The organism is Aggregatibacter segnis ATCC 33393 (assembly GCF_900476035.1).
Classification (GTDB): domain Bacteria; phylum Pseudomonadota; class Gammaproteobacteria; order Enterobacterales; family Pasteurellaceae; genus Aggregatibacter; species Aggregatibacter segnis.
The window spans coordinates 439,074-453,259 of record NZ_LS483443.1 but is presented as its reverse complement, the minus strand read 5'-3'; the positions used below and the strand labels follow the sequence as shown (position 1 = coordinate 453,259).

Sequence of the window (14,186 nt, the reverse complement as noted above, 5' to 3'; positions counted from 1 at the left end):
AAAATAGGGAACTTTTTCATCATTAGCGTTTTATTCGGCATTTTACTCCTTTTTTTAGCAAGTTAACGTTGGTTTTTTATAAATCTCATTTTTTTATTCTAAAAATTAAATTTTAAAACAGAATAAAAAACTATTATTTAAAAATAATTTAATGAAAAATAACGTAAATTTTCATAATTTGTTATTTTTGTCTATTGACTCGCATTTTTATTGATTTATATTGACGCTCTAACATTTTTTTAACTTTAACAGGTTGTTCCATGACTCAAACACATAAACGTGAAACATTCTCCGGACGCAGAGCCTTTATTTTTGCGGCGATCGGTTCGGCAGTCGGCTTGGGAAATATTTGGCGTTTCCCTTATGTTACTTATGAAAACGGCGGCGGCGCCTTTATTTTGCCTTACATTGTGGCGTTATTAACGGCCGGTATTCCTTTGGTCTTTTTAGATTATGCTTTAGGCCACAAATTCCGTGCCTCTCCACCACTAGCTTATCGCAAACTCAAAACCGCCTTTGAAACCTTCGGTTGGTGGCAAGTGATGATCAACGTGATTATTGGTCTTTACTATGCGGTTATTCTTGGCTGGGCTGCGAGCTACGCTTATTATTCCTTCAGCTCCGCTTGGGGTAGCAATCCGGTAGATTTCTTCTTGCACGAACACATTAAGATGGCAAGTGAAGTGGCATTAAGCTTGGATTTTGTTGACACTGTTGTTGGTCCGTTACTTGCCGTGTGGATTATCACGTTGTTGATTCTTTCTTTTGGCGTACAAAAAGGCGTAGCACGTTCTTCCGTTATCTTTATGCCAATTTTGGTGATCATGTTCATCACCTTGGTGCTTTATTCCTTGTTCTTACCAGGTGCAGAAAAAGGTCTTGATGCTTTATTCTCACCAAACTGGGACAAATTAGCTGACCCAAGTGTTTGGATTGCCGCATATGGTCAAATCTTCTTCTCACTTTCCATTTGCTTCGGCATCATGTTGACTTACGCCTCTTACTTGAAAAAAGAATCGGATTTAACCGGTGCAGGTTTAGTAGTTGGCTTTGCTAACAGTAGCTTTGAAGTATTAGCGGGTATCGGCGTATTCTCTGCCTTAGGGTTCATTGCTGTCGCCAACGGACAAGATGTCAGCGAAGTAGCAAAAGGCGGTATCGGCTTAGCCTTCTTTGCCTTCCCAACCATTATTAACCAAGCACCGTTAGGTCAATTATTGGGCGTATTATTCTTCGGTTCTTTAGTTTTCGCCGGGTTAACTTCTTTCATTTCCGTATTAGAAGTAATCATTGCGGCGGTACAAGATAAATTACGCTTACGTCGTGCACACGCCACGTTCTTGGTTGGCTTACCAATGATGGTCGCATCTACCTTATTGTTTGGTACGGCAGCCGGCTTGCCGATGCTTGATACCATGGACAACTTCGTCAACATGTTCGGTATCGTTGCCGTAGCGTTCTTCTCTTTACTCTCCATCATCGTTACCGGCAGATTAAAAGAACTTGGTGAACACTTAAATGAAACCAGTTCTTTCAAAGTTGGCGCAATCTGGAAAGCCTGCATTGTAGTTACCACCGGCGTATTAGCATTCATGCTTTACAAAGAAGCCACTAAAGTATTGGCAAACGGCTACGAAGGCTATCCGGAATGGTTCGTTAATACCTTCGGCTGGGGCATGGCGATCGGCTTAGTCATCATCAGCTTCTTACTTTCCCGTTTACCGTGGAAAAATATCGTACAAAAACAAGGAGAAAAATAAGATGTCAACCAATGCAATTATCATGATGGCTATCGCGCTTATCATTATCTGGGGCGGATTATTGGTTTCCGTCATCAGATTACCAAAAGAATAATTTAGCTTTCAAAAACAAAAATCCCATCAAATCATTGATGGGATTTTTTATATAGGAAAAGTGCGGTGGGTTTTTCTAAACGTTTTAAAATTTTTATTTCCATTTATCATGTTCTCAAACAATAAAATCTCAAAAAAATTCTCCATTACCGTTGTATCTCTAAAAAATGAAATATCACAAAATAAGCCTTGTCCATTAGGACGTTTATTTTAACTCACTTTTTAGGAGAACTAATTATGTCTAAATCATCTATGAACACTACGGCAGCTTCACGCATTCAATCATCTACTGCAAAAGCACATGGTGGATTGGTTGCAGCAAATTCTTTCGCCGCACGCGCTCAATCTGCAGCGGCACGTAATAGCAATGCTAGTGGTAAAAAATAGGTAATGCTTGCGACATAGCAGTTTTAAATTGCTATGTCGCAAAATTTAGGAGAAAATCGTGAAAAACACTCATCTAAATAAATATGTAAATTCTCTTCTTAGTCTTGGTTTCAAAACCAAAAAAGGTAAAAAACATAACATATTAATTGGTCCGAACAATCGTCGTCTTGCTATTCCATCAACACCAAGTGATTATCGAGCTTTTCAAAACTTTATTCATGATGTTAAACGTTATTTAATATGAGCCTAACTATGTTTAATACAAAATCTCTATTCCCAACACCCTTAGAAAATCTACGTTTTTTTACACAGCTATGTGATTTACCAATTAAGGAGAATAAAAAAGAACTTGATGATATTGTTTACAACAAAACAATTCATCCTAATAAGCTAAAGCGAATCGTGAATGAAATATGGCATGACAATGTAAAAGAAGTATTTCCTGATGAAATTGTTAAAACAACAAGTGATGCAATAATCCATCATTTTCGTTCCTATTTAGATCTAGTCGGAGAAGTTCCCGTAGATGGATTGGATAGAAAGAAACTTCAGCTTATTTTAATTTTATTTTATTTCTCCGCTGTCACACATCAATTTCTCATACAATGTGTACCTGAAAAATACTTTTTCCCTAATATAGAAAGTTTAATTGATCACAAGAAAAACTCAGTAAAAACCATATTAATTCACCTGAAAGAAAATAATCATCTTTGGCAAGAATATATAAAGACTTTAGATCGAGACGGAAAAAACAAGCTAGGACGTTGGGAAAGAGGTGAATATTTATTTTCTTATCAAGAACTAAAATCACTAGGTGATAAGTCAGAAGAATGGAAAAAAATCAAATTCTGGTTATTCATTGCCCGTATATTTGATGCAATACGTAAAGAAGAACTGTCAGATCTTTTCTTTTTTAGCTTACAAAAATTTCACCAACTATATCAAAACAAAGGGGCCAACACTGCTTCATCAATTTCATATTATTCTTTATTGAGTGCCATCGTTAAAATTCAACAAGTCACTAACCAAAAATTGGCGCAACAAGTGGCTACCGATTATGGACAGCTACGATTTGAACATTTATCTTTAGATAAATTAAAAACATCTGAAGCTAAAGACTTGGCTTGGCGTGAACTGACCGTTTTACGCGCTATAGTGAAAAACTATGGAGAACTTGAAAACCAAAAATATCATTGGGATTGGTTACAAGCCCGATGGCTATTACTGTCAGGTAATTTAGAAAAGGCGGTAGAAATGTATAAACAAGCTGTCGACAATGCTTTATTCCGGGCAGGTAAAACTCTGAAACATATTGTTCAAGAAGCGATCGTCGCCAGTGCATTTTTAGAAAAAAAAGATAAATTATCACAAAGAAAATTACTTTCTCATTTAAAAAATGCAGCCATTCTATTTAACTATGAACTGCCTTCTATAAACTCTGACACAGAGAAAATCAATCATAAAGAAATGATTGCAGATTGGGAAGTTGATATGTGGGCAAGAGCATTTGGACAAGTTTTTCCTAGACAAGGTTGGTTTAACGGAACAGATTATCCATTGCTAAAACCACGATCAATCTCTTTATCTACTTTTGATTACGAAAGCATTAAACCTGATTATAAGAATCCAAACAGAATAGTCTCCATTGCTGATGGTACAAAAAGAATGCCACAATTAGTTTATTTCTGTTGGAGATGGGGCGAAAGAGCGATTAGTAAAGAAAAAGAAAATGATATATTCAAAATTATTAAAAAACTTCTAGATAATAATGCAGATGTAAATGCACTGAGCAGTGAAAATGAATCCGCATTACTATTTGCATTAGAAACATTAAATGTATTAGCTTTACCCTGCGTTAAACAAAATCGGAGATTATTTGATTTATTAATTCAATATTCACATACACCAAAAACAATCAATTCTCAAACATCTAAAAAACAAAAATATCCTTTGCGCCTAGCAGTGGAAACCGGCAGAGCGGATGTTGTACAAAAAATTTTAGAAATGGGAGCTAAACCTGATATGGTCAATTTTGAAAAATTGACACCATTATACTTTTGTATGAGTATGTTTGATCAATTAACTAATCCACAAAAGATTAAAACATTAATAGAAGAAAGTTATCCATTAGATAATCAGCAAGCGCAGCTACAACAAGAGTATTTCCGACGTAATTCAGAAAAGGCTTTCTACTCTTGGCAAAAATCTACAGATAATCTGGAAATTGAAGAAATTATAAAAAGTGTAAGTGTTGAAGTCACTCAAAAACAGTTAGAGAAGTATTCCTCAGAAGAAGAGCTATTAAAAATAGTTCAACTATTGCTTGATGCCGGTGCAGATCCTAACTATAAACATGATGTTCAACATATTCGCGGATACACGCCACTGATGCTAGCGATCGAATTAAATAATAATCTTGTATTTGAAGCAATGAAAAAAGCTGGTGGTGATACATCTATAACGTATGATTATTATGATGGTAAAAAATGGTGTAAAGGATCTTGTGCAGATATTAAATCATATTACTCTAGCCAAGATATTGAACTATAAGATACTTTGTGAATGCTAAAAAAGCCAGTTTATCTAAATTCTATTCAATAACAGCAGTGTAAAAAAATCCCATCAGTTATCTGGTGGGATTTTTGTTTGTATCAAAAGTGCGGTGGATTTTCTCAGCGTTTTAAAACACCATGAAAACCCACCGCACTTTGACGTTCAACAAGCCTTAACTATGACATCCGTCCGTTGGCGATTGGAATAACCTGATCACAAATTGCCATAGTGGAAGCGCGATGGCTCACTAGGATGATCAATTTTTCTGCTTTCACGTTTAGCAAGGATTGCAAAATCATGGCTTCGTTTAAGCTATCCAGATTGCTGGTCGGTTCATCTAACAAAATAATCGGTGCATTGTGCAAGAAGGCGCGGGCAATACCGATACGTTGTTTTTCACCGTCGGAAAGGTTGTTCCCCATTTCAGTGATTTTGGTATCGTAGCCTTCCGGCAAACTCATGATAAATTCATGAATAGAGGCTTTTTTCGCCGCTTCAATCACTTGCTCTTTTGTTGCCTTACGGTTTGCCAACACAATATTTTCATACACCGTTTCATTGAAAATATAGGTTTGTTGGGTGATGTAAGCGATATTGTCGCGCAAATTCACCGTATTAATGTTTTTTAAGTCCGTATCGTTAATGCAAATACGACCTTGTTGCGGATCGTAAAAACGCATCATTAATTTCAAAAGGGTACTTTTCCCGCTACCGCTGCGGCCGTGAATACCGAGAATTTCGCCTTTTTTGATCTGCAAATTCACATCAGACAAAATTTGTTCGTCCGCATAAGCAAAACTGACATTTTCTACGTTAATTTGCTGTATGTCAGTCATATTCACGCCGTTTTCAACATCTTTTAATTCCGGTTGTTCTGCCAATAATGCCAAGACACGTTCACCGCTGGCGAGGGTTTGCAATAAGTTGTTAGACAGGTTACTTAAAGCAATCACCGGACCGTAACTGGACATCAATAAAATCACACCAATGAGCAAGCCGGCAAAATCAATGTAATCGTAAGCAAAGAGCGTTAAGCCCACCAATAAAATCACGATATTGAAGAAAGACACCGCAATTTCCGTGAACGAACGCACGTTGCCTTCTTGTTGTTTGATTTTTAAAAAGGCTTGGTCGATTTTTTCACTGCGTTGGTGAATTTCCTGTAAGCGTTTTTCCTCGTTGCCGAAAAGTTGAATTTCTTTCATGCCACGAATGCTGTCAAGGAAGAAATCGTTCATTTCGCCAACTAAGTCACGGTATTTGCGGCCATCTTCACGCGCCATTTGGGTGGTGACGATAGGCAAAATAATGCCAACGGTCACATAAGCTAAAAATGCCACCAACACGAACCACCAAGAAATATGAGCGAATACCGCCAATAAAATACCAGAGGTTAAAAAGGCAATGGCGATCGGCGCGATGGTGTGGGCATAAAACACTTCCAACAATTCAATGTCGTTGGTAACCAAAGAAAGCAATTGACCGGATTGTTTGTCCTGCAATTTCACAAACGCCAAACGACGCAATGCGCTGAATACTTTGTCGCGCAACAACGCCAATAATTTGAAGGCGATGTAATGGCCCGACATTTGTTCCAAATAACGCAAAATACCACGCGCTACCGCAAGCACAATAAGTGCGGTCAAAATTTGCGATAAATTTAAATGGGAGTGGAAATTAAGCAATTCCGACAACCCCATCGCACCCAGCACCATAATGAAAATAGCACTGAGGAAACCAAGGGTACCCATAATAATGGTGAAACTCATGATATGCGCCAATGGCGTCACCAATTTCATGAGCTGCCACATGACGACAAATCCATTCTTACGCATGATTTGCCCCCGTTCTGATATTTTCTAAATTCTTTTGTTGATTAAACATTTCTGCATAAATTCCGTTTTCAGTCATTAAAGAAGCATGATCGCCCGATTCTGCCAAGTGACCGCTTTGTAACACATAAATTTGATCGGCATTTACCGCATTCGCCAAACGATGAGAAATCATGACGATAGTTTTTTCGTGTTTAAGCTGTTGAATAAATTGCAGAATGATTTCTTCACTTTCTACGTCGATGTTACTGGTGGCTTCATCGAAAACGTATAAGTCGGCATTGTGCAACAACGCTCGCGCCAACGCTAAACGTTGAATTTGACCGCCGGACAAATTAGTTCCGCGACTTAATAAGGTCATATCCAACCCGCCGTTTTCACGGACGAAATTCGCCAAATTCACTTGTTCTAAGCATTGATAAATAGCGTCATCAGAAGCATCGGACAATGCCATCAACATATTTTCTCTGAGGCTACCTTTGAAAATGTAACTGCTGTGGCTCACCAACGAAACATGACGATATAAGGAATGACGGTTAATTTGTTTAATATCGACGCCGTTAAACAAAATTTCTCCTTGCTGCGCTTGGTAAAAGCTCATAAGCAAGGAAACCAGCGTGGATTTACCGCAACCGCTTTTACCCACAAAAACCGTTAATTGCTTCGGCTGAATATTAAGGTTTAAGCCGTTAATAGCCGGTTTTTCTGCAGAATAGGCAAAATGCAAATCCTTAATTTGCACGGTAACTTCATTTTTAGCCGGAAAATCCACCGCACTTTTGTTTTCTTCTACCGGGGTATCTAACAGCGTAAAGATTTTTTCTGAAGCCGCCTTGCCGTTCATCGCCACGTGGAAGAAAGAACCGAGTAAGCGTAACGGAATGAAAAATTCGGAAGAAAGCAAAATAAATAAAATGACACCAAAAATGCTTAAATTACCGTCTTGGTATTGCAAAAGCGCTATCAAAATCCCCAACGCTGCACCGCCGTAAGCCAATAAATCCATTAAAGAAACGGAGTTCAGCTGCATGGTCAACACTTTCATGGTGATGGTACGGAAATTCTCCGCTTCAATATCCATTTGTTTGGCTTTGTAGTCGTCATCTTGATAGATTTTTAAGGTAATCAAGCCTTGTAGGTTATCCAAAAAACTACTGCCTAACCCCACATAAATAGACCAATATTTCGCCAATAAACGTTTCGCGATTTTATTTACCGCAATGATGGACATTGGAATTAACGGCACACAAACCAAAAGAATTAATGAGGTTGGCGCGTTAAAAAAGACCAAGAAAACAAACAATGTGAGCGGTGCAAGCAAACTATAAAACAACTGCGGAAGATAACGACCGAAATAAATTTCCAGTTGCTCCACGCCTTCAGATGCCACTTGGATCACGGAAGAGGTAGATTGTTGGTTAACCTGATTCAGCGGCATGGAAGACAATTTTTGATAAATCAGTGTGCGCAATTTATGCTTCACTTGCGTACTCGCTTTATAGGAGGCTTTCACCGCCATTTTTCCTGCCCAAGCACGCAACGCCAGACAAGCAACCAAAACGACGGTAAAAATGACCGCACTTTGTAGTGTAAGTGTGCGCTCAAACGCCCATTGCAAACAAATGGCAAATACAACCGCACTTATAATCCCGCCGATTAAGGCGACCCAGTTCCATAAGACATTAATAGCAATCCATTTTTTGCTATCTGCGACTGTGTTTATCAGCCGTTTATCAATCATCATAACGTTTATTTTTCCTTAAAAAAATCATATGAGTAAAAAGGGCTACATCATAACATTTTTATAACAAATGATAATTAATTTTATTCTAATTTTTGGTGTTTTTATATTTGACGCTTAATTTTAAAACAAAAAAATAGCACCTTAAGAAAGGTGCTATTTGTATAAAATTCAAATCAGGTTATAGGAAGATATTAGCAAATAACAGACCGAAACCTAAACAGAAAATCATACTTAATAAACCCGGTAGCATGAAACTGTGGTTGAAAATATATTTACCAATTCGTGTAGTACCGGTGGTATCAAAGTCAATTGACGCAATGATTGGACCGTAGTTCGGGATGAAGAAATAGCCGTTTACCGCAACAAACACACCAATCAAGATTGCCGGTGGAATACCAAGAGCAATACCCAATGGGAATAGAGTTGCTACAGTAGCACCTTGGCTGTTAACTAACACTGAAAGTATGAACAAGGCGAAAGCAAATGTCCAAGGTGCGGTTTCGACTAAACCTTTTACTAAACCTTTAACTTCTTCCATATGGGCTTGCATTAAGGTATCACCTAACCATGCAATACCGAAAATAGCGATTACCGCACGCATACCGGCGTGGAATACAGAACCTTTAGTAATTTCAGTGCCATCCGGTTTACAGGTTAAGATAATTAACGCACCGATAGATAGCATGATGATCTCAATGGTATGCGCCATACCCATTGGTTTGCCATCAAATACCGGACGAAGAGAAGGCATTGCTCCCATTAACACAACAAGTAATGCACCAAATAAGAAAAGGGATACGGAGATTTTGGCGGATTTGCTAATTTCAAGCTCTTTACCGACAACAGTTGAATTAAAGGCTTCCGCATATTTTGGATCGTGTAAACGACGTTGATATTCCGGATCATCTTTTAATTCTTTACCCATTTTATTGACAAATAGACAAGCGCAGAAAATTCCCAGAATAGTAGAAGGAATTGTAACGATTAACACATCCCCTAAATGAATGCCTTGCGGTTCAAGATACGCGACAACTGCAACTACAGCGGCAGCAATCGGACTGGCAACAATCGCAAATTGAGAGGCGATAACCGCCATGGACATTGGACGTTCAGGACGGACGCCATTTTGACGACTCACTTCAGCAATTACCGGTAATACAGAATAGGCAACGTGGCCCGTACCGGCTAATAGCGTAAAGGTCCAAGTCACTGCAGGGGCGATAAATGTAATATGTTTTGGATTGCGACGTAAAATATTTGTCGCAATTTTGATCATGTAATCTAAACCACCTGATGCTTGCATTGCTGCTGCCGCAGAAACTACTGCCATAATCATAAACATCACGTCAATTGGCAAACCTGCCGGTTTTAAACCAAAACCGAAAGACAAAATAGCAAGCCCCAAGCCGCCAAAAACACCCAAACCGATACCGCCAACACGTGCACCGACCAAAATACAGAGCAACACGATGGCGAATTGAAGTAAAAACATAGCAGACATACTGCCTCCTTAGAGAATGAAAATAAAATCTGTGTAACGTATAAGAAATTATACTCAGTTATATTTTGATAGAGATGCCTTTCCAAGGCAATCAGGATTTAAAGCCCAAAATTCGGCCTAATTATATAAGAATGTTGCAACACTGAGTATGACTGATTTTGAATGTTCTCATTAAATTATGATCCATATCAGGTTTTAAACAAAAATTTGATGATTATTTCAACAAAATCAACACCCTCCATAGAAACAATAACTTTTGATAAATAGTCAAAGTAAAGTTATACTTGAGCCCTTATTTTTAAACCTAATTATTGAGAAATATATGGAAGAATTTATGCCGATGGCAATTGAATTTGCCAAAAATCATTCTTTAATTGTTATTGCTTGGGTCGCTATTTTTCTAATGGTTATCTACCACTTCATCAAATCAGCCACCAGCAAAACGAAAGTGATTGAAAATACTGAAGCCATTGCGTTAATCAATAATCAAAATGCTGTTGTTATTGATTTACGCTCAATGGATGACTTTAATAAAGGCCATATCATTAACAGTTTAAACCTGCTTCCTACCGAAATTAAAAATCACAATGTTGGTAAAATCGAACAACATAAAGAAACGCCTGTTATTTTAGTTTGTGCCAACGGTGTGACTTCCGCTTCTTCTGCTGAAACTTTGGCAAAACAAGGATTTACTCACGTTTATTCCTTGAAAGAAGGCATTGCAGGCTGGCGAGCAGCAAATTTACCTTTAGTTAAAAAATAAATAAGGACACAAAAATGACCGAAGAAAACAAAGATGTTGTAAACAACGAGGAACAAGAAGTCCAAGCAGTACTTCAAATTCAACGTATCTATGTCAAAGACGTTTCTTTTGAAGCACCTAATTTGCCACACATTTTCAATCAAGAGTGGAAACCAAAACTGGCTTTTGATTTATCTACTGAAACCGTTAAATTAGCCGATGATTTATACGAAGTTTGCCTAAATATTTCCGTTGAAACCACTTTGGAAGATTCCGGCGATGTGGCTTTTATTTGTGAAGTAAAACAAGCCGGTGTATTTACCATTAGCGGTTTAGAAGATATGCAAATGGCACATTGCTTAACTGCTCAATGCCCAAATATGTTATTCCCTTACGCCCGTGAATTGGTTTCCAACTTAGTCAACCGTGGCACTTTCCCTGCATTAAATCTTTCTCCGGTTAACTTCGATGCTTTATTTGTTGAATATTTACAACGTCAACAACAAGAGCAAGAATCTGCCGAGCAAGCAAAAGCAAATTAATCTCAAAAAACCCACTTTTGATAAAGTGGGTTCTATTTTTTCGTTACTCTCATTTTTATCCGTCAAGGAGTCAATGATGAATACGACCTTAACCCATTCTTCTATTACCGTATTAGGCGCCGGTTCTTTTGGTACCGCCTTGGCTATCGCATTTTCCCGCAATGGACATTTAACCCGTCTTTGGGGACATAATCCGACAAAAATGCAAAAACTTGATAGCGAGCGACAAAATACGGAATTTTTACCGGAGATTGTTTTTCCCGATTCGTTACAAATAGAAACGGATTTAGCCAAAGCCATTCAAGCTTCACGCGATTTATTATTAGCCGTTCCCAGTCATTGTTTTGGTGAAATTCTCGATCAAATTCGACCGCACTTACGTCCTGATAGCCGTATTGTTTGGGCTACAAAAGGCTTAGAAAGAGATACCGGTCGTTTGTTGGAAGAGGTTATTAAAGAAAAATTGGGTAGCCACTATCCCTTAGCGGTGCTTTCAGGTCCAACCTTTGCCAAAGAATTGGCTTCAGGTCTCCCGACAGCAATTACCTTAGCTTCCAACGATGAAGAATTTGCATTGCAATTTCAAGCGCGCATTCATTGCAGCAAACATTTTCGCGTTTACATTAATAACGATATGCTTGGTGTACAACTTGGCGGTGCCATTAAAAACGTAATTGCCATTGGCGCAGGGATGTCCGACGGCATGGGATTTGGCGCAAATGCTAGAACAGCACTTATCACCCGCGGTATTGCCGAAATATCTCGTTTAGGTATCGCCCTAGGCGCAAATCCAAATACTTTTATGGGCATGTCCGGCTTAGGTGATCTCGTTTTAACCTGTACGGATAACCAATCCCGTAACCGTCGTTTCGGCATGATGTTAGGACAAGGTTTTTCCGCTCAAACAGCAATGGATAATATCGGTCAAGTAGTAGAAGGTTTCTATAATACTAAGGAAGCCCATTTACTTGCACAACGACACGGCATTGAAATGCCTATCACTGAACAAATTTACCAAGTCCTGTTCTGTGGCAAAAATGCGAAAGAAGCCGCATTGAGTTTATTAGGTAGAGAACGTAAAGAGGAATAATCCATGTCATCAACGGTTTGGCAAAATATTCGTCAGGAAGCAAAAGAGTTAGTGGATAACGAACCTATGCTTGCCAGTTTTTTCCATTCAACGATTTTAAAACATCATAATTTAGGCAGTGCATTAAGTTACATTTTAGCCAACAAATTAGCTAACACGATTATGCCGGCTATTGCACTACGCGAAATTATCGAAGAAACCTATCAGGAAAAACCAAGCATTATTGAATGTGCTGCTTTTGATATTCAAGCCGTTCGTCAACGAGATCCTGCGGTAGAACTTTGGTCAACCCCTTTGCTTTATTTAAAAGGGTTTCACGCTATTCAAAGTTATCGTATTACCCATCATTTATGGCAACAAAACCGCAAAGCACTAGCTATTTATTTGCAAAACCAAATTTCCGTTGCGTTTGACGTAGACATTCACCCTGCTGCCAAAATCGGACACGGTATTATGTTCGACCACGCCACCGGCATTGTTGTCGGCGAAACCTCCGTGATTGAAAATAACGTGTCTATTTTACAGGGCGTCACCCTTGGAGGTACCGGAAAAGAATGTGGTGATCGTCATCCAAAAATTCGTGAAGGCGTCATGATTGGTGCGGGTGCAAAAATTTTGGGCAATATTGAAGTGGGTAAATACGCCAAAATCGGTGCGAATTCTGTTGTATTACAACCTATCCCCGACTATGCCACTGCAGCAGGCGTACCGGCACGAATTATCGGAAAAGATAAAGACGCCAAACCGGCATTTGATATGAACCAAAACTTTATTGATTTGGGGATGGAGCTGAATATTTAGGCTCAACAACGATCTCAAGGTTGAGCCTAAAAACATCTTCAAAAGTGACCGCTCTTTAAAGTTTATTAAGCGCCGATTAAACGTGAAAGTGCGGTGTCTTTTCGGTCTAAATAATGGGTAGATTGAATACGGCGAATTGTTCTGGATTTTCCTCGAATTAATAAGGTTTCCGTGGTTGCCAGATTGCCTTTACGATGAATACCTTTTAATAGGTCACCATTAGTAATTCCGGTGGCCGCAAAAACTAAATTGTCGTCACGCACTAATTGTTCAAGCTGTAATACCGTATTTACTTGAACACCCATTTCTTCACAACGACGAATTTCTTCTGCTGCCAGTGCATTATTTTCTGGTGTTTCCCCTTTAACAACATTTCGAGGTAATAAACAGGATTGCATATCCCCCCCTAAAGCACGAATTGCCGCCGCCGCAATAACCCCTTCCGGTGCACCGCCAATCCCATACACCATATCAATTTCTGCTTCCGGTAAACAACATAATACCGATGCCGCAATATCACCATCTGGAATAGTAAATACGCGTACGCCTAATTGATGCATTTTATCAATGACGTCTTTATGACGTGGTTTATCTAAAATTGTTACCGTTAAGTCAGATAATAATTTACCCAATTTAGAGGCGACTCGACGCAAATTTTGTTCAAGCGGTAAATTTAAATCGATGATACCTTTTGCTTCCGGGCCAACTACCATTTTTTCCATATACATATCAGGCGCTTTTAAAAAAGTATTTTTACCCCCTGCCGCCAATACGGAAATGGCATTAGTTTGTCCCATTGCCGTCATGCGTGTACCATCAATTGGATCAACAGCAATCGATACTAATTCTCCCATGCCGGATCCCACTCTTTCACCAATATACAGCATTGGTGCTTGATCAATTTCCCCTTCACCAATAACAACTTCTGCGTCCATATGCACTAAATTCAACATATAACGCATTGCTTTCACGGCAGCATCATCAGCCGAATTTTTATCACCACGTCCTAACCAAGCAAATCCGGCTAATGCGGCGACTTCTGTTACTCTTGAAAACTCAATGGCTAATGATCTGTTCATGGGAATTCCTTAAAAATGAGAAGTAAAAAATCGGCTTATTTTATCACTAAGCAAACGTTTGC

General features: G+C 38.7%; 13 protein-coding genes. 9 read left to right on the top strand and 4 right to left on the bottom strand.

The genetic code is table 11. The features are described from left to right. The first annotated feature begins 260 nt into the window (after window positions 1–260). From DQN58_RS02300 to DQN58_RS02285, 5 genes are all read left to right on the top strand, one after another. Entirely contained in the window at window positions 261–1,760 is a 1,500-nt protein-coding gene (locus tag DQN58_RS02300; RefSeq protein ID WP_006719934.1) for a sodium-dependent transporter, read from the top strand. A 1-nt stretch (window position 1,761) separates the two neighbouring features. Continuing rightward, a complete protein-coding gene (locus DQN58_RS02295; protein ID WP_005702403.1) occupies window positions 1,762–1,854 on the top strand; it encodes a methionine/alanine import family NSS transporter small subunit in 93 nt (30 codons plus the stop codon). Between the two features lie 236 nt (window positions 1,855–2,090). Then, complete coding sequence (locus DQN58_RS09895) at window positions 2,091–2,240, top strand: hypothetical protein (RefSeq protein ID WP_006719933.1); 150 nt, start codon at window positions 2,091–2,093, stop codon at window positions 2,238–2,240. A gap of 58 nt (window positions 2,241–2,298) precedes the next feature. Beyond that, window positions 2,299–2,484 (top strand): hypothetical protein, encoded by a 186-nt coding sequence (locus tag DQN58_RS02290; RefSeq protein WP_006719931.1) that lies wholly within the window; start codon window positions 2,299–2,301, stop codon window positions 2,482–2,484. Window positions 2,485–2,492: 8 nt separating this feature from the next. After that, window positions 2,493–4,790, top strand: coding sequence for an ankyrin repeat domain-containing protein (locus tag DQN58_RS02285; protein WP_155811793.1), 2,298 nt, complete (start codon window positions 2,493–2,495; stop codon window positions 4,788–4,790). 179 nt (window positions 4,791–4,969) lie between these two features. Here the strand turns inward: DQN58_RS02285 and cydC are convergent, their stop codons facing one another. The 3 genes from cydC to DQN58_RS02270 all read right to left on the bottom strand — a co-directional run bounded on the left by cydC (window position 4,970) and on the right by DQN58_RS02270 (window position 9,870). Next, the gene (gene cydC, locus DQN58_RS02280; protein WP_006719927.1) at window positions 4,970–6,628 is read right to left on the bottom strand and encodes a thiol reductant ABC exporter subunit CydC; all 1,659 of its coding nucleotides are present in this window, start codon (window positions 6,626–6,628) and stop codon (window positions 4,970–4,972) included. Next, window positions 6,621–8,369 carry an ABC transporter ATP-binding protein/permease gene (locus DQN58_RS02275; RefSeq protein ID WP_006719925.1) on the bottom strand — a complete coding sequence of 583 codons (1,749 nt, stop codon included), beginning with the start codon at window positions 8,367–8,369 and terminating at the stop codon, window positions 6,621–6,623. Before DQN58_RS02275 ends, cydC begins: the two co-directional genes overlap by 8 nt. Before the next feature lie 178 nt (window positions 8,370–8,547). After that, on the bottom strand, window positions 8,548–9,870 hold the full coding sequence (locus tag DQN58_RS02270; protein WP_006719923.1) for an anaerobic C4-dicarboxylate transporter: 1,323 nt from the start codon (window positions 9,868–9,870) through the stop codon (window positions 8,548–8,550). A 322-nt stretch (window positions 9,871–10,192) separates the two neighbouring features. On the opposite strand from DQN58_RS02270, the gene DQN58_RS02265 reads away from it, so the two are divergent. From DQN58_RS02265 to cysE, 4 genes are all read left to right on the top strand, one after another. Then, window positions 10,193–10,633, top strand: a complete 441-nt coding sequence (locus DQN58_RS02265; protein ID WP_032998048.1) for a rhodanese-like domain-containing protein — start codon at window positions 10,193–10,195, stop codon at window positions 10,631–10,633. 14 nt (window positions 10,634–10,647) lie between these two features. Beyond that, complete coding sequence (gene secB / locus DQN58_RS02260; RefSeq protein WP_006719920.1) at window positions 10,648–11,154, top strand: protein-export chaperone SecB; 507 nt, start codon at window positions 10,648–10,650, stop codon at window positions 11,152–11,154. 76 nt (window positions 11,155–11,230) lie between these two features. Then, the gene (gpsA, locus tag DQN58_RS02255) at window positions 11,231–12,244 is read left to right on the top strand and encodes an NAD(P)H-dependent glycerol-3-phosphate dehydrogenase (RefSeq protein ID WP_032998047.1); all 1,014 of its coding nucleotides are present in this window, start codon (window positions 11,231–11,233) and stop codon (window positions 12,242–12,244) included. A 3-nt stretch (window positions 12,245–12,247) separates the two neighbouring features. Beyond that, a complete protein-coding gene (cysE, locus tag DQN58_RS02250; protein WP_006719916.1) occupies window positions 12,248–13,045 on the top strand; it encodes a serine O-acetyltransferase in 798 nt (265 codons plus the stop codon). A 65-nt stretch (window positions 13,046–13,110) separates the two neighbouring features. Here the strand turns inward: cysE and glpX are convergent, their stop codons facing one another. Further along, a complete protein-coding gene (gene glpX, locus DQN58_RS02245) occupies window positions 13,111–14,124 on the bottom strand; it encodes a class II fructose-bisphosphatase (protein ID WP_006719914.1) in 1,014 nt (337 codons plus the stop codon). Window positions 14,125–14,186: the final 62 nt, after the last annotated feature.